The following is a 24,265-nucleotide window of genomic DNA, read 5'->3' as shown; positions in this document are numbered from 1 at the left end:
GATGCGCACTCTGATCATCGCCGTGCTGACGCTCGCCTACCCGGCAGTGGTCTACTTCGGCCTGGGCAGATTCGAGCCACGCTGGCTGGCGCTGTTGCTGGCCGGGGTGGCCATAGTGCGCGCTCTGGCAACTCGTGAAAAGGTATGGCTGATTTCTGCTGCAGGCGCCTTGTTGTTAGCCTGCGTCAGCGCTTTCGGCAATCAGACCTTCCCTTTAAAGCTGTACCCGGTACTGGTCAACGCTGTCATGTTGGCGGTCTTTGCCACCAGCTTGCGCCATCCGCCCAGCATCATCGAGCGGCTGGCAAGGCTGCGCGAACCCGATCTACCCCCTGCAGGTATCGCCTATACACGCCGAGTCACCCAGGTCTGGTGCGGGTTCTTCATTTTCAATGGCAGCGTGGCCTTGCTGACAGCAGTCTGGGCCACGGATGCCATCTGGGCGCTCTACAACGGGTTGCTATCCTACCTGTTGATGGGCTGTCTGTTTGCCGCCGAATGGCTGGTGCGCCAGCACGTTCGTGCCAGGGTCAACCATGTCTGATTTTTTGCCACTGGACAGGCTGCTCAACCAGCGCCGCCCCGATCATTTCGTGATCGCTACCCGCGCCGATCAAGCGATCCACTTCGATCAGTTCGAGCAGTTGATAAGCGCTTGGCACACCGCCTTTCTGCAGAGCCCAGGCCAGCGCTTTGCCATGTATTTTGCAGACAGCATCGACTTTGCTGCCGCCTTATTGGCGGCTTGGCATGCAGGCAAATGCGTCTACCTGCCCGGCGACAACCTGCCCGCCACCTGCCAGCGCCTGGCAACTGGGGTTGATGCATTTGTCGGCGACTTTCCCGTCGCAGAGACTTTGCAAGCCGCCAGCGTCGCTTCAATTACCGAGCACTTGCCCACATGGGCAACACTTGATCGTCAAGCCGAAGCTCTGGTGGTCTACACCTCCGGCTCCAGCGGCGAACCCAGTGCGATCCCCAAAAAGCTGTCGCAGCTATTTGACGAAGTCGAAGCCCTGGCATCGCTTTTCGATCCAACTGTCGGCGAATCCCAGATTCTGGCCACCGTATCGCATCAACATATTTATGGCCTGCTCTTCCACATCCTCTGGCCACTGGCCTCTGGCAGGCCCTTTTCGGCACAGCGCCTGGCCTTTCCAGAGGACATCGCAGCAGCGCTAGCGAGCCATCAACAGTGTGTTCTGATTGCCAGTCCAGCTCATCTGAAGCGGCTTCCGGACAACCTGCCGTGGGCGACCGGGAAATCGCATGTGCGCGCGGTTTTTTCATCCGGCGGCCCGCTGCCTGCAGAAGCACTACCGGAGTGCCGCCAACTACTTGGGCAAGCACCGATTGAAATCTACGGTAGCTCAGAAACTGGTGGCATCGCCTGGCGGCAGCGCCAGGTAGACGGCGCCACCCAATGGCAACCATTGCCCAATGTCGAATTTGCCATTACGGATGACATGCTGAGTGTGAATTCACCGCATCTTGCCGATACTGGCTGGTTCCAGACATCTGACCGGGTACGTGCCACCCCGGATGGCTTCGAACTGCTCGGACGCGCTGATCGCATTGTCAAGATCGAAGAGAAACGGGTATCGCTTAGCGCCCTGGAGCAGGCTTTGCAAGCAAGCGGCTGGGTCGACGAAGCCCGCGTGTGCCTGCTACCCGGCCATCGCACCGTATTGGCCGTCGCGGCCGTCCCTTCGCCACAGGCCTGGGCGCTGCATGACGCAGAAGGCAAACGTAGCCTTAACCAGACACTGCGCCGGATTCTGGCGGCGGAGGTCGAAAGCAGCGTTCTGCCGCGACGCTGGCGCTATGTCTGGGCCTTACCCCAAAACAGTCAGGGCAAAGTCCGCGACAACGCCATCCAGGCTTTGTTTGACCCACGACGCCCGTCAGCACGCCTGCTTCATCAGGAAAACGAGTTGGTGCGGCTGCAGCTCGACATTTCAGCCGGACTGCCCTACTTCGACGGCCACTTCCCCATTGCTCCCATCCTGCCTGGCGTGGCGCAGATAGAGTTGGCCATCCTGTTCGGTCGGGAACTTTTCCCTTTGCCTGGCTCATTTCTCGGTATGGAAGCCATCAAATTCCAGCAGGTCATTCCTCCAGGTACCAAAGTCACCCTGGAGCTTGCATTCAAGCCAGATCGCGGCATGCTGACGTTCAAGCTGCAGTCTGACCAAGGCAGCCACGCCAGTGGCCGCATTCTGTTTGGAGACCGGACATGAAAACCTGCGCGGTGATCCCGGTCTACAACCACGGTGGGGCAATCGGCAGTGTCGTCGCCTCGGTTCGATCGCACGGCCTGCACTGCATTCTGGTCGATGATGGCAGTGAACCCGGCTGCGCTGGCGTACTGGATGCCCTTGCGGCCAAAGACCCCTCAGGCACTTCTTTGCTTAGACTGCCCGTCAACCAGGGCAAAGGCGGCGCCATGATGGCGGGCTTGCGCGAAGCGCTGCGACAAGGCTATAGCCATGCACTGCAAATCGATGCAGACGGCCAGCACAACACCTCAGATATCCCCGCCTTTCTGCAACAATCTCTCGCCCTACCCGATCAATTGATCTGTGGTTGTCCGATCTATGACGAGAGCGTGCCTAAGGGTCGCCTGTATGGTCGCTACGCTACCCACATCTGGGTCTGGATCAACACCCTCTCCTTTGCCATTCGCGACTCGATGTGTGGATTTCGTATCTATCCCCTCGCCCCCACCGTTGCCTTGATCGACTCGGTCAACATTGGCAAGCGCATGGATTTCGACACAGAAATTCTGGTGCGCCTTTACTGGCGTGGCATGCGCATCGTCAATCAGCCGACCAGGGTCACCTATCCTGCAGACGGGGTTTCACACTTCAAGGTCTGGCTCGATAACCTGCTGATCTCCCGCATGCATGCCCGCCTGTTTGCCGGCATGTTGCTGCGCCTGCCCATCCTGCTGTGGCACAAGGTACGGCCATGAGCACGCCAAAGGTCAATCACTGGGCGCAAATGGGCGAGAGCACTTTCGTCTTCGGGATCTGGTTGCTGTACTGGATACATCGCCTGCTTGGGCGCTGGCCTTTCCGGCTTTGCCTGTATCCAGTTGTATTGATGCACTGGCTGCGCAAGCCTGTCGTCCGGCAAGCCTCACAGCAATACCTTGAGCGCCTGCAAACGAGTACCGACGCTTTGGGCAAGCAGCCCACCGTACGGGACAGCCTGCGCCATATCTCCCTGTTTGCCGAAACGATGCTCGACAAGCTGCTGGCCGTGTCGGGCCGGTACCAATTCAGCCGGGTTCGTAGCGGGCCAGAACGTGAAGAAATCTACGCTGCCGCCGCCAAGGGACAGGGCGGCATCATCGTCACCGCCCACATCGGCTGTCTGGAACTTTGCCGTGCCATAGCGGAGCAACGCAGCGCACTCAAGCTGAACATTCTGGTTCACACCCGCCATGCCGAGCAATTCAACCGGTTATTGAAACGACTCAACCCCCATAACGACGTCAACCTGCTGGAAGTAACCGAAGTCAGCCCAGCCACGGCAGTGCTGCTGAACGAGAAAATTGCCGCTGGCGAGTTTGTGGCGATTGCCGGAGACCGTGTGCCGGTATTCGCCAGCCAGACGGTCAGCGCCAACTTTCTTGGCCATCAGGCACCGTTTCCCGTTGGGCCCTGGATACTGGCCTCCTTGCTGAAATGCCCGGTATGGCTACTTGGCTGCATTCACGACAAAGACGGATACCTGATTCACTTCGAAAGACTCGCAGACAGCGTGAAATTACCGCGCGGCCAACGGGAGGCGGCGATTGCAGAGCATGTACAACGCTACGCCGACGCCCTGACCAAGTTGCTGAAAGATTCACCTTATGACTGGTTCAACTTCTTCCCTTTCTGGGACCAAAGCCATGCCACACCTGCCTCCAAACCCTGAAACCGTTATTTTTGATGGCAGCCGACTGCGCATTGAGGACATCACGGCCTTAGCCCGAAAGTCTGCCGTCGCCCACCTCTCAAGGGCTGATGACTTTCAAACACGCATCAGCCGTGGTGCCGACTTTCTGGACCGCCTGCTTGCGGAAGACGGAGTGGTATACGGCGTCACAACCGGCTACGGCGATTCCTGCACCGTCACCATTCCCCCGGCTCTGGTTGCAGAGCTCCCGCACCATTTGTACACCTACCATGGCTGTGGCGCCGGCCGCATGTTGACGGCAGAGGAAACCCGAGCGGTACTTGCCACCCGCCTGGCATCTCTGGCGCAGGGCGTATCCGGCGTAAGCGTTGGCCTGCTACAGCAAATCGAACGTCTGCTACAACACGACATCCTGCCCTTGATACCGGCCGAGGGCTCGGTTGGGGCAAGTGGTGACCTGACGCCACTGTCTTATCTCGCCGCTGTGCTCTGCGGTGAGCGGGAAGTGATGTATCAAGGTCAGCGCCGCGATGCGGGGGAAGTCTTCGCAGAATTGGGCATTACCCCCTTGCAGCTGCGACCCAAGGAAGGTTTGGCCATCATGAATGGCACTGCAGTAATGACCGCCCTGGCCTGCCTCGCCTGGGAACGTGCCGACTACCTGTGCCGTCTGGCAACACGCCTGACCGCCCTGAATGTGTTTGCCAGCGCCGGCAACGCGCATCATTTCGACGAAACCCTGTTTGCGGTCAAACCTCATGTCGGCCAGCAGCGCATTGCCCGCCGCATTCGCCATGACCTCGCCAGTGATCGTCCCAGTCGAAATGAACAAAGATTGCAGGACCGTTATTCCCTGCGCTGCGCACCTCATGTCATTGGGGTACTGGAAGACGCGCTGCCTTTCTTCCGCACACAGATCGAAAACGAGCTGAATAGCGCCAACGACAACCCCATCATCGACCCGGATAGCGAACGCGTCCTGCATGGGGGACATTTCTATGGCGGCCATATCGCCTTTGCAATGGATGGTCTGAAAAACGCAGTGGCCAATGTGGCAGACCTGCTTGATCGCCAACTGGCCTTGCTGGTGGATGCCCGATTCAACCACGGCCTGCCCAGCAATCTGTCCGGCGCCTCTGGCCCGCGCGCCGCGATCAACCACGGCCTCAAAGCCTTGCAGATCAGCGTATCCGCCTGGACAGCCGAAGCCCTCAAACAAACCATGCCCGCATCGGTTTTCAGCCGTTCAACCGAATGCCACAACCAGGACAAGGTCAGCATGGGGACGATCGCCGCACGTGACTGCCTGCGCGTATTGGAGCTCTCCGAGCAAGTCCTGGCCGCCATGCTGATTGCAGCCCGTCAGGCCATCACCCTGCGCCACCATATCGACGGCCGCCCGTTGCCAGAACCTCTGGCGGCCATGCAGGCCGACCTGGAAGATCGCATTGCGCTGGTGCAGGAAGACCGGGCGCTTGATCAGGATCTGCAAGCCTTGCTGGTGGCCATTCGCACCCAGGCATGGGGGTTGTATGAAGACTGATTTTTTTGCGGAAATCGAGCTGAGCCCAGCCTTTCATGATCTCGACCCGATGGATATTGTCTGGCACGGTCATTACGTGAAATACCTCGAACTGGCGCGCTGCGCCCTGCTCTCGAAGTTTGATTACGACTACCCGCAAATGCGCGAATCCGGCTACGCGTGGCCAATCGTCGATATGCGGCTCAAGTATGTACGCCCAGCCAGTTTTGGCCAGAAGCTGCGAATTCGTGCAGAAATCACCGAATGGGAAAACCGCCTGAAGATCGACTACCTGATCACCGATGCCGCCACGGGTCAGAAATTGAACAAGGCCTACACGATTCAGGTAGCCGTTGAAATTGCCAGTCGCGAGATGCTCTACGTCTGCCCCCCCGTGCTCTGGCAAAAGCTGGGAGTGGACGCGGCATGAAGCACAGAGCCCTGATTCTCGCCTGCCTGCTGAGTGTGGGTAGCGCCTCCACCTGGGCGGCCGACATCGCCAGTAGCGTGAAAGAGCGTCTCTTGCGGCCGGAAGTGCTGCGCGGCGAATTTGAACAAAGCAAGCAGGTCAACGGCTTCAAAAAACCCTTGCTGTCACGCGGTGATTTTCTGGTGGTGAACGAGCGTGGCGTGGTCTGGCGCACACGCGAACCCTTCGCCAGCGTACTCAAACTCACACGCGATGAAATCGTCGCCACCCAAGGCAACGACGTCGCCTTCAAGTTGAATGCCAGCAAAGAGCCATCCGTCCGTGTGATCAACGGCCTGCTGTTCTCCCTGCTCAATGGCGATGTCAGCAAGCTTGGCGAGCACTTCAAGATCGAAGGGGAAGCGAATGCCAAGACCTGGAAACTGGTACTGACCTCACGCCAGGCCGCTTTGGCCAAACTGATGAGCAAAGTAGAACTGACAGGCGACCAGTATGTGCGCCGCATCGACATCGACGAAACCAATGGCGACAAGACCAGCATCCGTTTCTCGGCCCAGAACAGCGAACCGGCCAAACTAAGCCGCGAAGAGGCCACCCGGTTTGATTGAAAGGCTCCACCCCTCCCGCTTGGCCCGACGCCTTGCCCTGTTCTGGCTGTTGCTGGTACTGGCCATCGTCGGCCACAACTTGTGGCTATGGTTGGGCCAGCACATCAAGATCGACACCGATGTGCTGGCGATGCTGCCGCAGGATGAGCGCAATCCTGCCGTGCAGGATGCGACACGCCGCCTCGCGGATGCCGCCGCCCGGCGCATCGTTGTGCTGGTAGGCGCCAATGATTGGCCGGCTGCAGAAAAAGCGGGGGATGCTTACGCCAATAGCTTGCGCGCCAGTGGTCAGCCGCTAGGCCTGCGCTATCAGGTTGGTGAGGCCACTTCCGAGCAATGGCTGAACTTCTTCTCCCCTTACCGTCAGCAACTGCTTACCAGCGAGCAAAGACAGGCCCTGCGCGAACAGCCCCCCGCACTACTCGCACAGCGTGCCATTGAAGCGCTATACCGGCCGATGGGCATGCCTCGCTTCGGCCAGTGGCAGGATGACCCACTGAATCTGTTCGGCAGCTGGCTGACCGCCAGAGCCGGCGAAAGCAAAGTCCGCCTGAATAACGGTCGTTTGGCCCTGCAAGCAGAAGGGCGACACTACGCAGTCCTGATGCTGGAACAACAAGGATCGGCCTTCTCGATAGCCGCGCAGCAGGCCCTGCTGCCACAGCTTGATCACGCCCGGACTGCAGCACTGGCCACTGGGGCAGGCATCGAAGTCCTCACTGTCGGCATCCCCCTGCACGCCGCTGCGGCGGCCCGGCAGGCCGAGCGTGAAGTGCATACCATCGGCATCGGCTCGTTGATCGGGATTGTCGTGCTCACGCTGTTCGCCTTCAGCGCCTTGCGGCCGCGCCTGCTGGTAACCTTGTCGATCGGGGTCGGCCTACTGGTTGCAATTTCCGTATGCAGCCTGCTGTTTGATGGCCTGCACCTGATTACGCTCGTGTTTGGTGCCAGCTTGGTGGGTGTCGCCGAAAACTATGGCACCAATTATTTCAGTGGCCGGCTGGGACGACCCGCCGAGCAACGCTGGGCCATGCTGCGCGAACAGATGCCGGTCATGGGGCTGGCGATGCTGACAACGGTTATCGGCTACGCCCTGCTGGCACTCACCCCCTTCCCAGGCTTAAGGCAGATTGCAGTGTTCTCAGCCAGCGGCTTGCTGGCGGCATTCGTCACCGTACTCTGGTGGTTTCCCTACCTCGATAAGGGGGAAATGGCCTACACCCGCCTTTCAACCTGGCTGGGCAGTCGTCGCGCCCTCTGGCCCACATTTCAGGCAAACGCATACAGCGGACTGGTAGTGCTGGTGATTCTGGGCATCCTGCTGGCCGGGGGAATGCGCTTGCAGGCCAACGACGATATCCGCCTGCTCCAGAACTCACCGCCCGACCTGATCGCCCAACAGCTGCGCGTCGGCAAATTGCTGGATCTGCCGGGCATGGCACAGTTCTATCTGATACAAGGCCGCACCGAACAGGAAGTGCTGCAAAGGGAAGAAGCGCTCAAAGCGAAGCTGATTCCGCTCGTTAATCAAGGTGTGATCAGCGGCTATCAAGCCGTTTCCGACTGGTTGCCCTCCGAAACGCGACAGGAAGCCGACGCTGCACTGATACGGCAAGTCGTTTATGGCGCGAATGGCGTCATGTCGCACATACGCAGCCAGATTGGGGAAGACCTGCCCCAACCCGTAGCAGACACACCCGCCCCGTTGACCCCGCGCCAATGGCTGGCATCCCCCGTGTCCGAACCCTTGCGTCATCAATGGTTGGGATCACTGGAAGGGGGATTTGCCAGTGTCTTGGTGTTGCGTGGTCTGGACCACCCCACGAAACAGACCAAACTGGCCCCGCTAGCTGCTCAGCTTGAGGGGGTCCACTGGGTGGACAAAGTCGGCGAAGTCTCCAGCGTCATGGCGCGTTATCGTCATCTGATGGCCTGGGTCATTGCCATCAGTTATCTGCTGGTGTTTATGGCCCTGAGTTATCGTTTTGGTAAACGTGCCTGGCGGGCTCTTGCGCCGACCGCCCTTGCCAGTGTCCTGACCCTGGCATTGCTCTCGCTCGCCGGACAGCCTTTGCAGCTTTTCAACGTGCTGGCGCTGTTGCTGATTTTGGGCATGGGTGTCGATTACGGCATTTTCTTGCTGGAACAGCCGCAACGCGAAGCGATCCGCCCGTTTTTATCCATTACCCTGGCAGCCGCCTCAACCTTGCTGGCATTTGGTCTGCTGGCGCTGTCGGCCACTCCGGCCCTGCGCGCCTTTGGCCTGACCATGCTGTTTGGCATTGGTCTGGCCTGGCTACTGACCCCGGCCTTTATGCCGCCCAACACCTCGACGACAGGAAAGGACGCCGCATGACTCCACTGCAGGCAGCCTCACCCCCCCAAAATCTATTAGTTGTGACCATGCGTCAGCTCAATCAATTCATATTCCGTAATATCCGCGTCATTGAAATGATCGGTGTGATCATGCGCATCGTCAGTTTCAGTCTGGTCAGCTGGATGGGCCCGAATAGCCCGTTCATGTTCGTATGGATCTTCAACACCATCGACGCCGCCATGCTGGCCTGGTGCTCGGCCCTGCGCAAAGACCCGGCCTACACCCTGTTGAACAGTTTCTGGATTCTGGTTGGTATTGTCGGCATTTTGCGTGCCAGCCAGGTCATTCACTGAAGTGCCAAGTCCTCAAGTCAGGAGAACGCAATGCGCATTGAACACGCCGACATTCTCATCATCGGTGCCGGCCCCTCGGGTTCGGTAGCTGCTGGCCTGCTTCGCAAGCAGGGCCGGCAAGTGCTGGTCATTGAAAAAGAACAGTTTCCGCGCTTCTCGATTGGCGAGAGCCTGTTGCCGCAATCGATGGCCTACATCGAAGCAGCCGGCTTTTTACAAGATGTGGTTGAAGCGGGCTTTCAATACAAAAATGGCGCAGCCTTTCAGCGAGGCGATAAAGCCACTGCGTTCGATTTCCGCGATAAATTCAGCCCGGGCTGGGGTACCACCTATCAGGTTCAACGAGCCGACTTCGACCACGTCCTGGCCAAGGCCGCCATCAAGGCTGGGGCCGAAATCCGCTTTCAGCATCAGGTGGTTGCGGTGGATGTGCAGGGCGAACGTCCTCTGGTCAATGTTGTGTCACCCGATGGCGGAACCTATCAGGTCACCGCTCGCTTCCTGCTGGATGCCAGCGGCTTTGGCCGCATCCTGCCACGGCTGCTGGATCTGGAAACCCCATCGGCCTTTCCGGTTCGCGGTGCCTACTTCACCCACATCCAGGACAATATTCCCGTGGGCAGCTTCGACCGTAACAAGATTCTGGTCAGCGTCCACCCCGAGCATGTCGATGTCTGGTTCTGGACCATCCCGTTCTCGAATGGCCGTTGTTCACAAGGTGTTGTAGCCCGTACCGAGTTTCTGGAACGCTATAGCGGCAGCGAAACTGAAAGACTGCAGGCCATCATCAGCGAAACCCCGACACTTGCCAATCTGCTGAAAGACGCGGTGTGGGATACCCCTGCGCGCCGGCTGGTTGGCTACGCGGCGAACGTCAAATCCCTATGGGGTAAAGGCTATGCCTTGCTTGGCAATGCCGGCGAATTTCTTGATCCGGTGTTCTCCAGCGGCGTCACCATCGCCTTCAAGTCTGCCAGTCTGGCTGCCGCAGCCATTGAACGCGAGTTCAACGGTGAAACCGTGGATTGGCAGAAAGACTATGCCGACCCACTCAAGGGCGGTGTCGATGCTTTCCGCTCATTCGTTGAGAGCTGGTATAGCGGTGGCTTTCAGGATGTGATCTTCCACAAGAATCAATCCCCGGAAGTGCGTCGCATGATTGCGGCCATCCTGGCCGGCTATGCCTGGGACACACAGAATCCCTATGTGGCCGATCCGCGTCGCCTGAAGACTCTGGAGCAACTGTGCGCCGTGTAACCGCCCTGCTTCTGCTGCTATGCCTGAGCGCTTGCGTCAACGTTCCGCAGGCGCAACCAGCCCTGCCGCGTCTACAGCTGGCGCCTTCGGCTTTTGGCAGCAACGTCAGCCTGGCGCAGAGGTTGACGCTCGAAAAAGTCAGCGACCAGGCCCGCCTGCCTCGTGGCGGGATGCCGCGCAGCCTGGATGCCCAGCTGGAAATTGATACCGAAACCGTCCAATTGGCAGGTTTCGCTCTAGGGCAACGCATCCTCACCCTGAGCTGGAATGGCAATGCCCTGACAAGCCAGCGCCATCCGCTGCTCCCGGCAGAAGTGGAAGCTGAAACCATTTTGCGCGACGTACAGCTCGTGTACTGGCCGGCATCCAGCCTGAATGCCGCACTACCTGCCGGTTGGCGTGTCGTGGATGCAGCCCGGCAGCGCAGCTTGCAATTTGAGGGTCGGCCATTGCTGACTATCACTTACCAGGCCGAACCTCGCTGGGCGGGTCGGGCAGAGCTCGACAACCTGCTGGAAGGCTACCGTTTGACTATCGACTCGACCCCGCAAACGGGACAGTAATCATCATGAATAGCCCCGTTTATCTGAATGAACTCGGTATCCTCTGTGCTCTGGGCGCAGGAATCGCCGAATGCCGACAGGCCTTATATGCCGACGCACCACAAGGCGTGCAGCCCAATAGCCAAGTCCTGCCGGGCCGGACGCTGCATCTGGGAGCCATCGACCGGCCGCTGGCCAGTCTGGCTGTGCTGCCACCCGCCTTGCGCAGCCGCAACAACGCCCTGTTGCTGACGGCACTCGCACAGATCCGCCCGGCAGTCGATGCCGCCATTGCACGCTATGGTGCCCACCGTGTCGGCGTTGTGCTTGGGACCAGTACCTCTGGCATCGGCGAAGGCGAGCAAGCGATTGCACGGCATCATCATACCGGCAGCCTCGGCCCGGACTTCCACATCGGCCAACAGGAGATGGGCTCGGCCGCACAGGCCCTGACCACCCTGCTGGATCTGGCGGGGCCTGCCATTGTTGTCTCGACCGCCTGCTCCTCCAGCGCCAAATCCCTGGCCAGTGCCGCCCGCCTGCTAAAGGCCGGCGTTTGTGATGCCGTGATCACGGGCGGCATGGACGCCCTGTGCGCCTTCACTGTATCCGGCTTTGCGGCACTCGACTCGGTCAGCGCCGAGCGCTGCAACCCGCTGAGCCTGAACCGGTGCGGCATCAATATCGGCGAAGGTGGCGCTCTCTTCCTGATGAGCCGCGAACCAGGGCCGGTTGTTCTGGCGGGTTGGGGCGAATCATCGGATGCCCATCACATCTCAGCTCCCGCCCCAGACGGTCGTGGCGCCCTGGCCTCGATGCGCGCCGCCCTGCAACGGGCTGGACTACAGGCAGCAGACATTGACTATATCAACCTGCATGGCACCGCTACGCCACAGAACGATGCCATGGAGAGCCTGGCTGTACGCGAGCTGTTTGGTACGACTACCCCGGTCAGTTCGACCAAACCACTGACCGGTCACACTCTCGGCGGCGCCGGGGCGCTCGAAGCTGCGCTGTGCTGGCTGGCGCTGACCGACAACCCGGAAGGCCGCTTGCCCCCGCACTGGTGGGACGGCATCGCCGATCCAGCGCTGCCGGCACTGCAAGTGGCAGCGGCCGGCAAAGCACTCGGCCGCCCGCTGAACTACGCTTTAAGCAATTCCTTTGCCTTTGGTGGCAGCAACGCCAGCCTGATTCTGGGGAGAGTTTGATGCGTCGAGCCATTCGCTATCCGATTGCAGACATCGTCCCCCATGCCGGCAAAATGAGCCTGCTCGATCGCGCGCTGGAGGGCGATGACGCTAGCTTGCTGGCCGAAGTCACCATACGGCCGGACAGCCTGTTTTTTGATGGTGCGGGAGTCGGCGCCTGGGTCGGAATTGAATACATGGCTCAAGCCATCGCCGCGTGGGCGGGCTGGCAGAGCCGACAGCAGGGCGAAGCCCCCAAGGTGGGATTTCTATTGGGCACCCGGCGCTATGAGTGCAACCGCGCCCATTTTCTGCTCGGAGAAACCCTGCAGATTGAAGTACACAGGCAGTTTCAGGCCGACAACGGCCTGAGCCAGTTTGAATGCGCGATCTGCATCCAGGGCGAGCCGGTGGCGAATGCAGCACTCACTGCCTTCCGGCCCGACAATGTTGAGCAATTTTTACAAGGAGGTCGCCATGAGTGACACAACGATCCTGGTGACCGGTTCAAGCCGTGGCATAGGCCGCGCCATCGCCTTGCGTCTAGCGCGCGATGGCTATATGCCGGTATTGCACTGCCGCAGCCGGCTGGATGAAGCCACCGCCGTTGCCGATGAAATCGAAGCCTTGCGTGGCATGCGGCCACGCATCCTGCAGTGCGATGTCGCCGAACGGCAGCAGACCGCTGAAGTGCTGCTGCAGGATGTGGAAACACACGGCTGCTACTACGGGGTGGTCTGCAACGCCGGCATTGCCCGTGACAATGCTTTTCCCGCGATGCCTGCCGAGGATTGGGATGCTGTCATCCATACCAACCTCGATAGCTTTTACAACGTACTCAACCCCTTGACGATGCCTCTGGTGCGGCGTCGCAAGCCCGGCCGCATTGTCACCCTGGCCTCGGTGTCCGGCCTGATGGGCAATCGTGGGCAAGTGAATTACAGCGCAGCCAAGGCCGGCATCATCGGCGCGACCAAAGCGCTGGCTGTCGAGTTGGCCAGCCGAGCAATCACCGTGAATTGTGTCGCACCAGGCCTGATCGACACCGAGATGATCGAACCGCATGTCCTGGAAGAAGCGATGAAAATCATCCCGTCCAGGCGCATGGGCAAGCCGGAAGAAGTTGCCGCAACAGTCAGTTTTTTGATGAGTGAAGACGCCGCCTATATCACGCGGCAGGTTATATCGGTAAATGGAGGGATGATCGGATGAAGCGCGTAGTAGTGACTGGAATTGGCGCGATCAGCCCACTCGGACATGACTGGGCAACCGTAGAAGCACGCTTGAAGTCATGCCGTAACGCTGTACAGGTAATGGAAGACTGGAAGATCTATGAAGGACTGAACACCCTGGTGGGTGTGCCTGCAGCCCCCTTCGAGCTCCCACAGCCTGCCTACAATCGCAAAGCCACCCGCAGCATGGGCCGGGTGGCACTGATGGCCACCCGCGCCAGCGAAGTGGCACTTGCCGATGCTGGTCTGCTGGGTGACCCGCTGGTCAAGTCGGGACGCATGGGCATTTCCTACGGCTCAAGCTCCGGCACCCCGGCCAATATGGGCGACTTCGGCCGCATGATCGTGGAAAAAACCGTAGAAGGAATTTCTGCGACCACTTATATCCGCATGATGGCGCACACCGCCGCCGTCAATATCGGGGTGTTTTTCGGGATTACCGGCCGCATTGTCACCACCACCAGCGCCTGTACTTCTAGCAGCCAAGGGATCGGCTATGCCTATGAAATGATCCAGTCTGGCAGGCAGGTGGCCATGCTGGCCGGTGGTGCCGAAGAGCTTGATGCTACCGAGGCAGCCGTGTTCGACACACTGTTTGCCACCAGCGTCAAGCACAACGAATCCCCCGAGCTGACGCCACGACCCTTCGACGCTAATCGCGATGGTCTGGTATTGGGCGAAGGTGCCTGTACTTTCGTGCTCGAAGAGTACGAACACGCCAAGGCACGGGGAGCCAGAATCTACGCCGAGATCATCGGCTTTGGCACCAATAGCGATGGTCAGCACGTCACCCACCCCAATGCCGACACCATGGCGATCGCAATGCGGCTGGCCCTGGATGACGCCAAGCTGGCGCCTTCCGACATTGTTTATGTCAATGCCCATGGCACCTCCACCGATCAGGGCGATGTCGCCGAGACACAGGCCACGCATAGCGTGTTTGGCAATCAGGTCGCCATCTCTTCGCTGAAAAGCTATATGGGCCACACACTCGGCGCCTGCGGCTCACTCGAAGCCTGGATGTCGATACAGATGATGCGAACGGGCTGGTTTGCGCCGACGCTCAATCTGGAATCGGTTGATCCGCGCTGCGGCGATCTGGACTACATCACCGGCACAGGCCGACAGATTGAAACCGATGTTGTCATGAGCAATAACTTTGCATTTGGCGGTATCAATACGTCGTTGATTTTCCGCCGTTGGCCGGATTAATCACCCAGCAAAGTCCCGTGATTCTGAAAAAGCCATTAACCACCCAGGAGAATGTAAGTGAAGAAACTGCTTGTCCTCAGTCTGATCAGCCTTGGTTTGTCTGCCCCTGCTCTGGCACGCGACACTGTGCTGGATATCCCGCTGGAAGACGTGTTGTCCATGCCGGAAGCCAAAGACCAACTCGACGGTTCGGTTAAATTCTTTCTGAGTGGTGCTAAAACGCCAAAAATCATCAAGAAATTCGGCAGCGACACCTCCAACAAAAAGACGAATGGGGTTGGGAAAAGCGATGAATTCGGCTGCAAGTGGGCGGCATTGTCTGCATTGGCGGCCTTCCAGCAGTCCGCTAAACGCGAAGGGGCCAATGCGGTCATCGACATGGTCAGCTACTACAGGAAAGAAGAAACCAAAGACCCCAAAACCTTCCGCTGCCACGCAGGCAGCTTCGTAGTCGGTGTTACGCTGAAGGGTACTTACGCCAAGATTGCCGACTAAGCCACGCTGACGCTTTGTTGGCGGATCGCATTTTGTCAGATTGTGGCCTATTGCAAGGTGCCAGGCTTTGTTGACGTTTACTTCCGGTCGCGCCGGGTTTCACCGAAGAACGGCCTGGCTCTGCGTTACAGAACGCTTGCCTAGAACTGACTATACAGCGCGCTTTACGCCTTGTTCCGGGCCATTTTCCGGCAAAGCGCGATCCGGCAATCAAACCGCAGCACGTCCCATCCCGGCATGATTGATGAGGCGCCAATACCCTGAGTCAGCCCCCCGATAGCCATTTCATCACTTCGCAGCACAGGCCACACCATGCCCACACCTCCCTCTTGCTTACTTGTTCGTGCCGCCCCGCTCCTGCTCTGTCTTGGGTTGTTATCCAGCCCGGCCATGGCGGCTGATGAGCCTGTCACCACCCAGCCGCGTTGGGAAGCTGGCCTGGGCGTTGGCTTACTGAGCATGGCTGACTACCCTGGCTCGGATAAGCAGAAAGGTTACGTTCTGCCGGTGCCCTATCTGGTCTATCGCGGGGATACGATCCAGGCTGATCGCAATGGTCTGCGCGGCAAGCTGTTTGATTCGGACCGGTTGGAAGTACAACTGAGCCTTGCGGCGTCTGCCCCGGTTCGCAGCAACGAGAGTGCTGCCCGCCAAGGCATGCCCAACCTTGATCCGACGTTTGAATTCGGCCCGGAAGTTCGCTGGCATCTTTATAAAAGCGATGATGCTTCTAACCGGCTGGATCTACGCCTGCCAATACGGGCGGTCTACGCTGCCGACCGGCTGCACGTTCACGCCATCGGCGCCGTTGCCGCACCAGCGCTGAATCTGGATGTGCGCGACGCCATCGGCAATGGCTGGAATCTGGGCATCAACACCGGCCCTCTGTTTGGCAGCCGGGCCTATCACACTTATTACTATGGGGTAGACCAGGTTCACGCCACGACCACTCGCCCCGCTTACGAAGCCGGTGGCGGCTACAGCGGCCTGCAATTCACGGCCTCATTATCCCGACGCAGCGGCAATTACTGGTTTGGTGGATTTGTACGGGCCCAGAATATGCGGGGAGCGGTCTATCACGACAGCCCTCTGCTCAAGAAAGACACGAGCTTCGCTGCCGGCATTGCCATTGCCTATGTGTTTGCCAAGTCCAGCGAGCAAGTGAGCGTAAAGCTTTCCGATTAAGCGGCACGACACTCGGCGTTGTCGTAGCTTCGGCTGCGGCCATGCCCATCTGGCATGGCCAGATGCCGAGATGCGATACCGCCACACTCCTTCCCTTCGCCCCCTGCAAGGCTGGAAAAGAAACGTCAACAGAGCCCAGGTATGAGTCAACAGAACAAGTGGCTGGTCGGCCCCCCCAGTAAACGCCCCAGCCGGGTCGTCCCGACCGCGCCGAAACCCGTTAGCGACAAAGCCGTACAACGCCTGTTACGCGCCAATCAACGTGATCTGCTTGGAAAACCATTGGCCAGCAGCTTGCAGACATCGCCGCCGCACCGGGCACAAGGCAAGGCGCTGATTGGTGGCGCAATCTGCCTTGCCGGCGGGGTCGCCGCCGCCATTGGCGGTCTGGCGTTGCGATCATGGTCGGTATTGGCACTCGGTGGCGCCTTGCTGGCCAGCGGCGCTTGGCTTTTATGGCCGCGTGCTTCGTCAAGCACGCCAACCGCCCCTCCCATCGTCAACCCGGCAGACGCCCACCAACTAGACCACTATCTGGCCGATATTGCGCCGCGCCTGCCGGAAGCCGCTTTGCAACCGTTGACGCACCTGAAGGAATCACTGGCCCGTCTGCTACCCCTGCTCACCGACGAAGCCAGATTGGCCAGTCTGCCGATGGATGAGCGTTTTTTCATGGGCCAACTGGTCAGTCGCTACCTGCCCGATGCCTGCCAGCACTATCTGGCCTTGCTCGATACAGCAGGCGATAACCTGCCTGCAGATAGTCCGGCCGAGCAGTCGTTCTTGAATCAGCTGGATCTGCTACAGGCCCGGCTGGACAAGTGTCTGCAACTTGTCCTGCAAGACCAGACCGAACGCCTGTCGAATCACGAAGCCTTTCTGCGTAGCAAGCAATAACGCAACCGCCAAAAATAAAAGCGCGAGAATGACTCGCGCTTTTAACAGTCTTCCACCTCGGGCCGATTACTCAGGCACCCGTTGCGACTCCGGTACGCGCGGCGAGGGGATGCGCTCTCCACGAGGTAGCGTCTGTGCAATGGTCTGCGGCTCTACCGCTGCCGCATGTTCCAGCATATCGGCGTCCTGTTTGTCACGCACGGTCTTGGCCAGGGTAAAAACCGAGCTCATGAGAAAGAGCCACGACACGATCATATAGGCGCGCTGCCCCTCCGGGATCGTCATCCGGTACAAGCCCCAACCCGTCAGTCCAACAGCTACAGCAAAGCCAACCCACACGGTCACCATCCAGGCTCCGGTGTCTACACGTTCGTCCCGGTTGTCCCGGATCAATTTGGCCACCGAAAACGCAGAAAACAGGCAGAAAAAATAACCCAACGCCAGAAATGCCCGATCCAGCGTCTCGTGCGGCAAATTCCAGACCCCCATACCACAAGCGCCAACCGATAGCGCAAAGGACGCCCAGACTTGCACGATCCAGCCCTTGGTATCACGACGAATCAAATACTGCTTGGCCATCACTGTTTCTCCTTATCTAGGGCACTCATTGCAGACCAGCGGTCTGCAGCCTTTACCGCACCACTGGCCCACTTACCTGACCGGAGGTTATCGGCATAGATGCCGGTTTGTCTATGGCTTGTCGGACTTGTTGAAGCTGGGAACGCAAGATCGCTTCGTTATCACCAGCAGTCTGTGCAGTCTGCTGTCGAAAGGTTTCTATCGCATCCAGGGCGCGCAGACTCAAGTCGAACATGGCTTTCAAGCGCTCCACCCCTGTTGCGGTATCGGTTGGCAGGGCAGCGGCCGGCCCCTGTATCAAGCCAAGCAACGGGCCACTATCGCTGGCGTACTGCTCAATCGACTGATTGATTCCCTGAAGCAGCTGCGTCACTTTCAGCTGCTCGCCAGCCTGTCGCGCCACCATCTGCGCAACGGCCAACGCGCTGATCCCAATCACCGCCAGCCGCTCACAGCCTTGGCTCAGCTCGCGGCCAGCCTTTTGCAATACAAGAATCGACGCATACCCATTCAGACACACCGCTTGTTGTGTTTGTAGATCCTGCAGATTCTGCCGCACGAAATAACTCACGTCCTGCCGCAGGCGCCGGCTACGTTCAGGATCAGTCTGCGACATCATGGCCTGCGCCGCTGCCAGTTGCTCGTCCAGCTGCTGCAGCTTCTGGGCAGCCTCGGCTAACCGCTGGGCCTCGGTCTGCAGTTTGGTGGCCAGCACGGCCAATTCAATGTCATCCCGCGCCAGATCATCCCTGGCGACATACAGTTGATTCATCGCCGCCTGCAAGGCTGCACCCGATTGCTGAAAGCGTTTGAAATACGCAGACAAACCACCGCTACGCGGTATCAGACCGAATAATTTGCGTGCGGGGGATAAATCCCCTGCCCGTGCGGGATTCAACGCCTCCAACAAGCGACGCATCTCCGTCATCGCCAGCATGGCCTGGCCATCGGATACCCCACGCTGATTGCGTGGTAACAATTTCAGGCTGATGAGCTGTGCGGACTGACGCATTTCTTCCCGACCAAGCAGAAAGACCTGATCTACCGCCGAGGCAAAGGCTGGTGCCTGCAAGTCTTGTCGCAGCAGGCCATCGAGTATCACTGCCAACTCATCGTCGATCTGCTGCTGCGAAGCAGCCGGCAAAGCATGCCACTTTGCAACATCACAAATTTCGATAGCCCGGATCGGTTCAGGCGGGGTCAAGGTCAAAGCAGCATGCATAAGCCAGTGGAAAATATCGAAAGATAGCGCTGACACGATAACAAGACCGCCCGACCGCTGCCAATGCAAGCAACGCGACTGTGCCGTGCCAATAGCTTAGAACTGCCAGGGCTTGACTCTGCAGGCAGGCAACCCCATCTGTTGAGTATTGGCCAGATTGTCCTGCCCGTCTGCAAACCTGCGCAGCATTTTTGCGAACCCAGCCCCGGTTGTATGGTTGGAAACCGGGTTCAGACTCCGCATAGAGGGATGATCTGACCTGTTTTTGATCCGCCCCAAGTTGCGTAATTGCTGCTCAAGGCCCTCTGGAGCTCATCATGCCCACCGTCATCATGTACACCACCAACTGGTGCCCTTATTGCCAACGCGCCAAGCAACTGCTGCAAAGCAAGGGAGTGACCGCCACTGAAATCAATATTGAAGCCGACCCAGCCAAGCGTGACGAAATGATGCAACGCAGCGGTCGTCGTACCGTGCCGCAGATTTTCATTGGTGATCATCACGTTGGTGGCTTTGATGATCTAGCAGCCCTGGATAGACAAGGCGGCCTGATGCCACTGCTGCAGGCATGACCCCCCGCCACCAATCGTGACAAAGCCCCTGCAAGCAGGGGCTTTGTCTTTAACGGGCACCCGGAGGGGCTTAATGCCCTTGGCTGGCTTTCAAGGCCAAACGGCTACGGTGCAGAATCGGTTCGGTGTAGCCATTGGGCTGATTCACCCCATCGAACACCAACTCGCACGCCGCCTTGAAGGCAATGCTGCCTTCAAAATTGCCTGCCATCGGGCGGTAAGCGAGATCATGTGCATTCTGGGCATCCACAACCGCTGCCATGCGCTGCATGACCTCCTGCACCTGCTGCGAACGGACGATGCCGTGACGCAACCAGTTGGCAACATGCTGGCTGGAGATACGCAGCGTGGCGCGGTCTTCCATCAATCCGACATTATGGATATCCGGCACCTTGGAACAACCCACTCCCTGATCCACCCAGCGCACCACATACCCCAGAATGCCCTGACAATTGTTTTCCAACTCTGCCTGGATTTCCTCGGCAGACCAATGGGTATCTGCCGCCAGCGGCAAGGTCAGGATGTCATCAACCGATGCCCGTGCCCGTGACTTCAGCTCATCCTGACGCTTGAATACATCCACCTGGTGATAGTGCAGCGCGTGCAGCACTGCCCCGGTCGGCGAGGGCACCCAGGCACAATTGGCGCCAGCCTGCGGATGACCGACTTTTGTCCTGACCATTTCAGCCATCATGTCTGGCTTGGGCCACATACCTTTGCCGATTTGCGCCTTGCCTTGCAAACCGCAGAGCAGCCCAACATCGACGTTGCTATTTTCGTAAGCAGCAATCCAGCGTGTCGCCTTCATCGCTTCTTTACGCACCATCACTCCAGCCTCCATCGCCGTATGAATCTCATCTCCTGTGCGATCCATAAATCCTGTATTGATGAAGATGATGCGATCCTTGGCCGCCCGGATACATTCCTTGAGATTGACTGAAGTGCGGCGTTCTTCATCCATCACGCCAATTTTCAGCGCATTGGCAGGTAGCCCGATGGCCTGTTCCACCCGCGCGAATAGCTCGACCGCAAATGCCACTTCTTCCGGCCCATGCATTTTCGGTTTGACGATATACATCGACCCGGCGCGGGAATTACGTAGCTGACCACGACCGAGCAGGTCGTGCTTGGCGATCAGTGCAGTCACCATGGCATCCATGATGCCCTCGAACACATCCTCATTCTGAAAGCGAATGGCCGGATTGGTCATGAGGTGCCCCACATTTCGCAGCAACATCAGGGAACGGCCGTGCAGGGTCAGCGTTCCGCCCGATGCGGCCGTGAAAGTCCGGTCTCCCTGCATACGGCGGGTAAGCTGCTTACCCCCCTTTTCGAAAGTGTCTTCGAGTGTTCCCAGCATCAGGCCCAGCCAATTGCGATAGACCTCCAGCTTGTCCTCCGCATCGACGGCGGCAACCGAGTCTTCACAATCCTGGATCGTGGTGACTGCCGCTTCCAGGCACAGGTCTTTGACATGCGCCAGATCGGTCGCACCAATTGGATGCGCAGCATCAATCTGAATTTCCACATGCAAGCCATGATGTTTGAGCAGTACGCCAGAGGGCGCCGCCGCATCCCCAACATACCCGACAAACAGGGCTGGGTTCTGCAAGCTTACGGCCTCACCACCTTTCAAGGTCACACGCAACTGTCCCGCCACCACCACATAGGCCGTCGCGTCACGATGCGAGCCCGCCGATAGCGGAAAGGTGTCATCCAGAAACTTCCGGGCAAAGGCGATGACCTTGGCCCCACGCACCGGGTTATACGCCTTGCCTTTTTCCGCCCCGCCCTCGTCAGCGATGACGTCCGTCCCATACAGTGCGTCATAGAGCGAACCCCATCGCGCATTGGCGGCGTTCAACGCATAGCGGGCATTCTTCACGGGCACTACCAGCTGTGGGCCGGCCAGAGTGGCGATTTCCTCATCAACACCCGATGTGGTCACCTCAAATGCCGCCCCTTCTGGCAGTAGATAGCCAATTTCAGTCAGGAAAGCCTTATAAGCCGCGAAATCGGCCTTGGGATTGGCACGATGCCAAGTATCGATCTGCGCTTGCAGCTGGTCACGCTTGGCCAGCAGCGCTTTATTTCGGGGAGTCAGATCGGCCAGAATCTGCTCGAAAGCAGACCAGAAGGCGGCGATCTCAACACCCGTGCCGGGAATCGCGGCATTGTTGATGAAGTCGTAAAGCTCGCGGTCTACGGCAAGATTGCCGTGTTGAATACGTTCGGTCATGGCAACACCTTTCGAAGCCTAGGCTCTATTGACGTTATATTTCCGGTCGCGCCAGCCCAGGCCTGCATAAACGAAAACGCCGCCCGAACTCTGCTGAGTTGGGCGGCGTTTGCTCATCCAGAATGATAAGTGAACGATGACGCCCACTTATCAATTCGTCGATCAATGGAACTGCTCTTCCTCGGTCGAACCGGTCAGGGCGGTTACCGATGATGCGCCACCCTGAATCACTGTGGTGACGTCATCGAAGTAGCCTGTACCGACTTCCTGCTGGTGGCTGACAAAGCTGTAGCCACGGTCACGCGCAGCAAACTCCGGCTCCTGTACCTTCTCAACGTAGGCAGACATGCCACGAGCCACATAGTCTTGTGCCAAGTCGAACATGTTGTACCACATGGAGTGAATGCCGGCCAAAGTGATGAACTGATACTTGTAGCCCATCGCCCCTAGCTCACGCTGGAACTTGGCAATGGTGGCATCGTCGAGATTTTTCTTCCAGTTGAACGATGGCGAGCAGTTGTAAGCGAGCATTTTGCCTGGGTGCTTGGCGTGTACTGCCTCAGCAAACTTGCGGGCAAACTCCAGATCTGGCGTACCGGTTTCACACCAGACGAGATCGGCATAGTCAGCGTAAGCAATCGCCCGGCTGATCGCCTGCTCAATCCCCTTCTTGGTCTTGTAGAAGCCTTCGGCTGTACGCTCACCCGTCAGGAAAGGCTTGTCATTTTCATCGTAATCGCTGGTTAAGAGATCGGCCGCCTCAGCGTCGGTACGAGCGATCACCAGGGTCGGCACGCCGTAAACATCCGCAGCCAGACGCGCAGCGATCAGCTTCTGCACGGCTTCCTGCGTGGGAACCAATACCTTTCCGCCCATATGACCGCACTTCTTTACCGAAGCGAGCTGATCTTCCCAATGCACGCCAGCCGCACCCGCACGGATCATCGACTTCATCAGCTCGTAGGCGTTGAGTACGCCGCCAAAACCGGCTTCAGCATCCGCTACAATAGGGGCGAAGTAGTCGATAAAGCCTTTGTCGCCACGCTCGATTCCCTTGCTGTGCTGAATTTCATCGGCACGGGAAAACGCGTTATTGATGCGCTCCACCACCTTAGGCACGGAATCCACAGGATACAGTGACTGATCGGGGTACATGGCCGAGTATTCGTTGTTGTCGGCCGCGACCTGCCAACCAGACAGGTAGATGGCTTTTACGCCAGCCTTGACCTGCTGCATGGCTTGACCGCCCGTCAAGGCGCCCAGGCAATTGACGTAAGGTTCGTTGTTGACCAGGTTCCACAGTTTTTCTGCGCCACGGCGAGCCAGGCTGTACTCGTTTTGAACCGAGCCGCGCAGGCGTTCGACATCAGCAGCGGTGTAGCCACGCTTGATACCCTTCCAGCGCGGATTTTCGTCCCATTCGCGTTGAATGGCGGCAATACGTTGTTCACGAGTCGTCATGTCAGTTACCCCAAGATTTGGAATTCAAAGCCAAAGTCGGCAAGCGCCCGACTTAAGTTAGATAAATCAAGCGCGAGGTGCGTCACTAGGGGCCGGAGATCGTCGTCCAGCAGGGCTATTCCGAGCCTGGTCAAGCGCCCGGAGGCAAGGAACGCAGCGAGATAATGGTGGCCTCGCAGCGTGCGTGATCCTCAGCGATGTGTAGTTCGATTATATGAAGTTTCATGTGCAGTGCAGCAAGCATTTTCGCCGGTGCGACATGAAATTACAGAAATGCAACAGTATTGTTGCGGGTTTACCACTATTGAAATTACCCGAAAACACCCCCAACTGGGGTGGGTATTGTTAGGAGAACTCCAGATGCATCACCACATGGAACCCGAGATGGAACAAGAATCTAAGTCCGAATCACTCAATTCTGAAACCAGTGGAAACGCCACTACATCTGCCGAACCCAGCCTGGAGCAAAAGCTCGCCGACGCGGAAGCCCGTGTCGCTGCACTGCAAAATGAAGTGCTGTACGCCCGTGCAGATACCGAGAACCTGCGCCGCCGCAGTCAGGAAGATGTCGCTAGCGCACACAAGTACGCCGTCTCCAAGCTGGCTGGCGAGTTGCTGCCCGTAAAAGACAGCCTGGAAATGGCTCTGGCTGACAACTCCGGCAATATCGACAACTTAAAGATGGGGGTTGATATGACCCTCAAACAACTGGTTGCCGCCTTCGACAAGGTTCAGCTGAAAGAAATCAACCCCATCGGTGAAAAACTGGACCCGCACAAGCACCAGGCCATTTCGATGATCGAAGCCGATGCAGAGCCCAATACCGTCATCAACGTCATGCAAAAGGGCTATTTGCTGGCCGAGCGTGTGTTGCGCCCCGCCATGGTGGTCGTTGCCAAGAGCAAGTAAGCACCCAGCTGGGTGCCGGCCACTGGCGACATGCCTGGAACATGTCTGACGCCCGACTGCAATGCGTCAGCCCCGATTCCTGGCGGGCCTGCAAAAACCTGCGCTTTTGGTCTGATTAAGTCGCTTGAAAT

General features: G+C 58.5%; 24 protein-coding genes. 20 read left to right on the top strand and 4 right to left on the bottom strand.

Going from position 1 to position 24,265, the window contains the following annotated elements:
* Position 1 precedes the first annotated feature (1 nt).
* The 18 genes from PZA18_RS12790 (at position 2) to PZA18_RS12705 (ending at position 17,152) form a co-directional block, all read left to right on the top strand.
* A complete protein-coding gene (locus PZA18_RS12790) occupies positions 2–544 on the top strand; it encodes a COG4648 family protein (RefSeq protein ID WP_284101237.1) in 543 nt (180 codons plus the stop codon).
* A complete protein-coding gene (locus tag PZA18_RS12785) occupies positions 537–2,240 on the top strand; it encodes an acyl-CoA synthetase family protein (RefSeq protein WP_284101236.1) in 1,704 nt (567 codons plus the stop codon). Before PZA18_RS12790 ends, PZA18_RS12785 begins: the two co-directional genes overlap by 8 nt.
* Positions 2,237–2,974, top strand: a complete 738-nt coding sequence (locus PZA18_RS12780; RefSeq protein ID WP_284101235.1) for a glycosyltransferase family 2 protein — start codon at positions 2,237–2,239, stop codon at positions 2,972–2,974. Before PZA18_RS12785 ends, PZA18_RS12780 begins: the two co-directional genes overlap by 4 nt.
* Complete coding sequence (locus PZA18_RS12775) at positions 2,971–3,927, top strand: LpxL/LpxP family acyltransferase (RefSeq protein WP_284101234.1); 957 nt, start codon at positions 2,971–2,973, stop codon at positions 3,925–3,927. Before PZA18_RS12780 ends, PZA18_RS12775 begins: the two co-directional genes overlap by 4 nt.
* Positions 3,902–5,452: an HAL/PAL/TAL family ammonia-lyase gene (locus PZA18_RS12770; RefSeq protein WP_284101233.1), complete on the top strand. Its 1,551-nt coding sequence runs from the start codon at positions 3,902–3,904 to the stop codon at positions 5,450–5,452. Before PZA18_RS12775 ends, PZA18_RS12770 begins: the two co-directional genes overlap by 26 nt.
* Positions 5,442–5,861: an acyl-CoA thioesterase gene (locus PZA18_RS12765; protein WP_284101232.1), complete on the top strand. Its 420-nt coding sequence runs from the start codon at positions 5,442–5,444 to the stop codon at positions 5,859–5,861. Before PZA18_RS12770 ends, PZA18_RS12765 begins: the two co-directional genes overlap by 11 nt.
* Positions 5,858–6,469 carry a LolA family protein gene (locus PZA18_RS12760; protein ID WP_284101231.1) on the top strand — a complete coding sequence of 204 codons (612 nt, stop codon included), beginning with the start codon at positions 5,858–5,860 and terminating at the stop codon, positions 6,467–6,469. The genes PZA18_RS12765 and PZA18_RS12760 overlap by 4 nt, the downstream gene beginning before the upstream one ends.
* Positions 6,462–8,828, top strand: a complete 2,367-nt coding sequence (locus PZA18_RS12755; RefSeq protein WP_284101230.1) for an MMPL family transporter — start codon at positions 6,462–6,464, stop codon at positions 8,826–8,828. The genes PZA18_RS12760 and PZA18_RS12755 overlap by 8 nt, the downstream gene beginning before the upstream one ends.
* Entirely contained in the window at positions 8,825–9,142 is a 318-nt protein-coding gene (locus PZA18_RS12750; RefSeq protein WP_284101229.1) for a hypothetical protein, read from the top strand. Before PZA18_RS12755 ends, PZA18_RS12750 begins: the two co-directional genes overlap by 4 nt.
* Before the next feature lie 30 nt (positions 9,143–9,172).
* Positions 9,173–10,399, top strand: coding sequence for an NAD(P)/FAD-dependent oxidoreductase (locus PZA18_RS12745; protein ID WP_284101228.1), 1,227 nt, complete (start codon positions 9,173–9,175; stop codon positions 10,397–10,399).
* Positions 10,387–10,962 (top strand): DUF3261 domain-containing protein, encoded by a 576-nt coding sequence (locus PZA18_RS12740; protein ID WP_284101227.1) that lies wholly within the window; start codon positions 10,387–10,389, stop codon positions 10,960–10,962. Before PZA18_RS12745 ends, PZA18_RS12740 begins: the two co-directional genes overlap by 13 nt.
* Before the next feature lie 5 nt (positions 10,963–10,967).
* Positions 10,968–12,152: a beta-ketoacyl-ACP synthase gene (locus tag PZA18_RS12735; protein WP_284101226.1), complete on the top strand. Its 1,185-nt coding sequence runs from the start codon at positions 10,968–10,970 to the stop codon at positions 12,150–12,152.
* Positions 12,152–12,616, top strand: a complete 465-nt coding sequence (locus PZA18_RS12730) for a hotdog family protein (protein ID WP_284101225.1) — start codon at positions 12,152–12,154, stop codon at positions 12,614–12,616. Before PZA18_RS12735 ends, PZA18_RS12730 begins: the two co-directional genes overlap by 1 nt.
* Entirely contained in the window at positions 12,609–13,343 is a 735-nt protein-coding gene (fabG, locus tag PZA18_RS12725; protein WP_284101224.1) for a 3-oxoacyl-ACP reductase FabG, read from the top strand. Before PZA18_RS12730 ends, fabG begins: the two co-directional genes overlap by 8 nt.
* Entirely contained in the window at positions 13,340–14,575 is a 1,236-nt protein-coding gene (locus PZA18_RS12720; RefSeq protein WP_284101223.1) for a beta-ketoacyl-ACP synthase, read from the top strand. The genes fabG and PZA18_RS12720 overlap by 4 nt, the downstream gene beginning before the upstream one ends.
* 57 nt (positions 14,576–14,632) lie before the next feature.
* Entirely contained in the window at positions 14,633–15,070 is a 438-nt protein-coding gene (locus PZA18_RS12715) for an excinuclease ATPase subunit (RefSeq protein WP_284101222.1), read from the top strand.
* A gap of 312 nt (positions 15,071–15,382) precedes the next feature.
* Positions 15,383–16,255 (top strand): MipA/OmpV family protein, encoded by an 873-nt coding sequence (locus tag PZA18_RS12710; protein WP_284101221.1) that lies wholly within the window; start codon positions 15,383–15,385, stop codon positions 16,253–16,255.
* A gap of 141 nt (positions 16,256–16,396) precedes the next feature.
* Complete coding sequence (locus tag PZA18_RS12705; RefSeq protein ID WP_284101220.1) at positions 16,397–17,152, top strand: hypothetical protein; 756 nt, start codon at positions 16,397–16,399, stop codon at positions 17,150–17,152.
* A 66-nt stretch (positions 17,153–17,218) separates the two neighbouring features.
* Here the strand turns inward: PZA18_RS12705 and PZA18_RS12700 are convergent, their stop codons facing one another.
* Positions 17,219–17,731, bottom strand: a complete 513-nt coding sequence (locus tag PZA18_RS12700; protein WP_284101219.1) for a YiaA/YiaB family inner membrane protein — start codon at positions 17,729–17,731, stop codon at positions 17,219–17,221.
* A 52-nt stretch (positions 17,732–17,783) separates the two neighbouring features.
* A complete protein-coding gene (locus tag PZA18_RS12695; RefSeq protein ID WP_284101218.1) occupies positions 17,784–18,953 on the bottom strand; it encodes a toxic anion resistance protein in 1,170 nt (389 codons plus the stop codon).
* A 317-nt stretch (positions 18,954–19,270) separates the two neighbouring features.
* Here PZA18_RS12695 and grxC point away from each other — a divergent pair, with 317 nt between their 5' ends.
* Positions 19,271–19,525, top strand: a complete 255-nt coding sequence (grxC, locus tag PZA18_RS12690) for a glutaredoxin 3 (protein ID WP_284101217.1) — start codon at positions 19,271–19,273, stop codon at positions 19,523–19,525.
* Between the two features lie 70 nt (positions 19,526–19,595).
* Here the strand turns inward: grxC and PZA18_RS12685 are convergent, their stop codons facing one another.
* Positions 19,596–21,764 (bottom strand): malate synthase G, encoded by a 2,169-nt coding sequence (locus PZA18_RS12685; protein ID WP_284101216.1) that lies wholly within the window; start codon positions 21,762–21,764, stop codon positions 19,596–19,598.
* A gap of 162 nt (positions 21,765–21,926) precedes the next feature.
* Entirely contained in the window at positions 21,927–23,225 is a 1,299-nt protein-coding gene (gene aceA / locus PZA18_RS12680) for an isocitrate lyase (protein ID WP_284101215.1), read from the bottom strand.
* A 360-nt stretch (positions 23,226–23,585) separates the two neighbouring features.
* Between aceA and grpE the strand changes: the two genes are divergently transcribed.
* Positions 23,586–24,134, top strand: coding sequence for a nucleotide exchange factor GrpE (grpE, locus tag PZA18_RS12675; RefSeq protein ID WP_284101214.1), 549 nt, complete (start codon positions 23,586–23,588; stop codon positions 24,132–24,134).
* Positions 24,135–24,265: the final 131 nt, after the last annotated feature.

It is taken from the genome of Parachitinimonas caeni, assembly GCF_030129945.1.
GTDB lineage: Bacteria > Pseudomonadota > Gammaproteobacteria > Burkholderiales > Chitinimonadaceae > Parachitinimonas > Parachitinimonas caeni.
The sequence above is the reverse complement of the archived record's forward strand: the minus strand, read 5'-3'. Positions and strand labels throughout refer to the sequence as shown.

What these genes read in the sequence shown, in the direction of transcription:
- PZA18_RS12685 (WP_284101216.1), bottom strand. Translation starts at nt 21,764, where the DNA reads ATGACCGAACGTATTCAACACGGCAATCTTGCCGTAGACCGCGAGCTT.
- PZA18_RS12720 (WP_284101223.1), top strand. Translation starts at nt 13,340, where the DNA reads ATGAAGCGCGTAGTAGTGACTGGAATTGGCGCGATCAGCCCACTCGGA.
- PZA18_RS12730 (WP_284101225.1), top strand. Translation starts at nt 12,152, where the DNA reads ATGCGTCGAGCCATTCGCTATCCGATTGCAGACATCGTCCCCCATGCC.
- PZA18_RS12710 (WP_284101221.1), top strand. Translation starts at nt 15,383, where the DNA reads ATGCCCACACCTCCCTCTTGCTTACTTGTTCGTGCCGCCCCGCTCCTG.
- grpE (WP_284101214.1), top strand. Translation starts at nt 23,586, where the DNA reads ATGCATCACCACATGGAACCCGAGATGGAACAAGAATCTAAGTCCGAA.
- aceA (WP_284101215.1), bottom strand. Translation starts at nt 23,225, where the DNA reads ATGACGACTCGTGAACAACGTATTGCCGCCATTCAACGCGAATGGGAC.
- fabG (WP_284101224.1), top strand. Translation starts at nt 12,609, where the DNA reads ATGAGTGACACAACGATCCTGGTGACCGGTTCAAGCCGTGGCATAGGC.
- PZA18_RS12785 (WP_284101236.1), top strand. Translation starts at nt 537, where the DNA reads ATGTCTGATTTTTTGCCACTGGACAGGCTGCTCAACCAGCGCCGCCCC.
- PZA18_RS12695 (WP_284101218.1), bottom strand. Translation starts at nt 18,953, where the DNA reads ATGCATGCTGCTTTGACCTTGACCCCGCCTGAACCGATCCGGGCTATC.
- PZA18_RS12745 (WP_284101228.1), top strand. Translation starts at nt 9,173, where the DNA reads ATGCGCATTGAACACGCCGACATTCTCATCATCGGTGCCGGCCCCTCG.
- PZA18_RS12750 (WP_284101229.1), top strand. Translation starts at nt 8,825, where the DNA reads ATGACTCCACTGCAGGCAGCCTCACCCCCCCAAAATCTATTAGTTGTG.
- PZA18_RS12705 (WP_284101220.1), top strand. Translation starts at nt 16,397, where the DNA reads ATGAGTCAACAGAACAAGTGGCTGGTCGGCCCCCCCAGTAAACGCCCC.
- PZA18_RS12775 (WP_284101234.1), top strand. Translation starts at nt 2,971, where the DNA reads ATGAGCACGCCAAAGGTCAATCACTGGGCGCAAATGGGCGAGAGCACT.
- PZA18_RS12760 (WP_284101231.1), top strand. Translation starts at nt 5,858, where the DNA reads ATGAAGCACAGAGCCCTGATTCTCGCCTGCCTGCTGAGTGTGGGTAGC.
- PZA18_RS12700 (WP_284101219.1), bottom strand. Translation starts at nt 17,731, where the DNA reads ATGGCCAAGCAGTATTTGATTCGTCGTGATACCAAGGGCTGGATCGTG.
- PZA18_RS12770 (WP_284101233.1), top strand. Translation starts at nt 3,902, where the DNA reads ATGCCACACCTGCCTCCAAACCCTGAAACCGTTATTTTTGATGGCAGC.
- PZA18_RS12765 (WP_284101232.1), top strand. Translation starts at nt 5,442, where the DNA reads ATGAAGACTGATTTTTTTGCGGAAATCGAGCTGAGCCCAGCCTTTCAT.
- grxC (WP_284101217.1), top strand. Translation starts at nt 19,271, where the DNA reads ATGCCCACCGTCATCATGTACACCACCAACTGGTGCCCTTATTGCCAA.
- PZA18_RS12780 (WP_284101235.1), top strand. Translation starts at nt 2,237, where the DNA reads ATGAAAACCTGCGCGGTGATCCCGGTCTACAACCACGGTGGGGCAATC.
- PZA18_RS12735 (WP_284101226.1), top strand. Translation starts at nt 10,968, where the DNA reads ATGAATAGCCCCGTTTATCTGAATGAACTCGGTATCCTCTGTGCTCTG.
- PZA18_RS12790 (WP_284101237.1), top strand. Translation starts at nt 2, where the DNA reads ATGCGCACTCTGATCATCGCCGTGCTGACGCTCGCCTACCCGGCAGTG.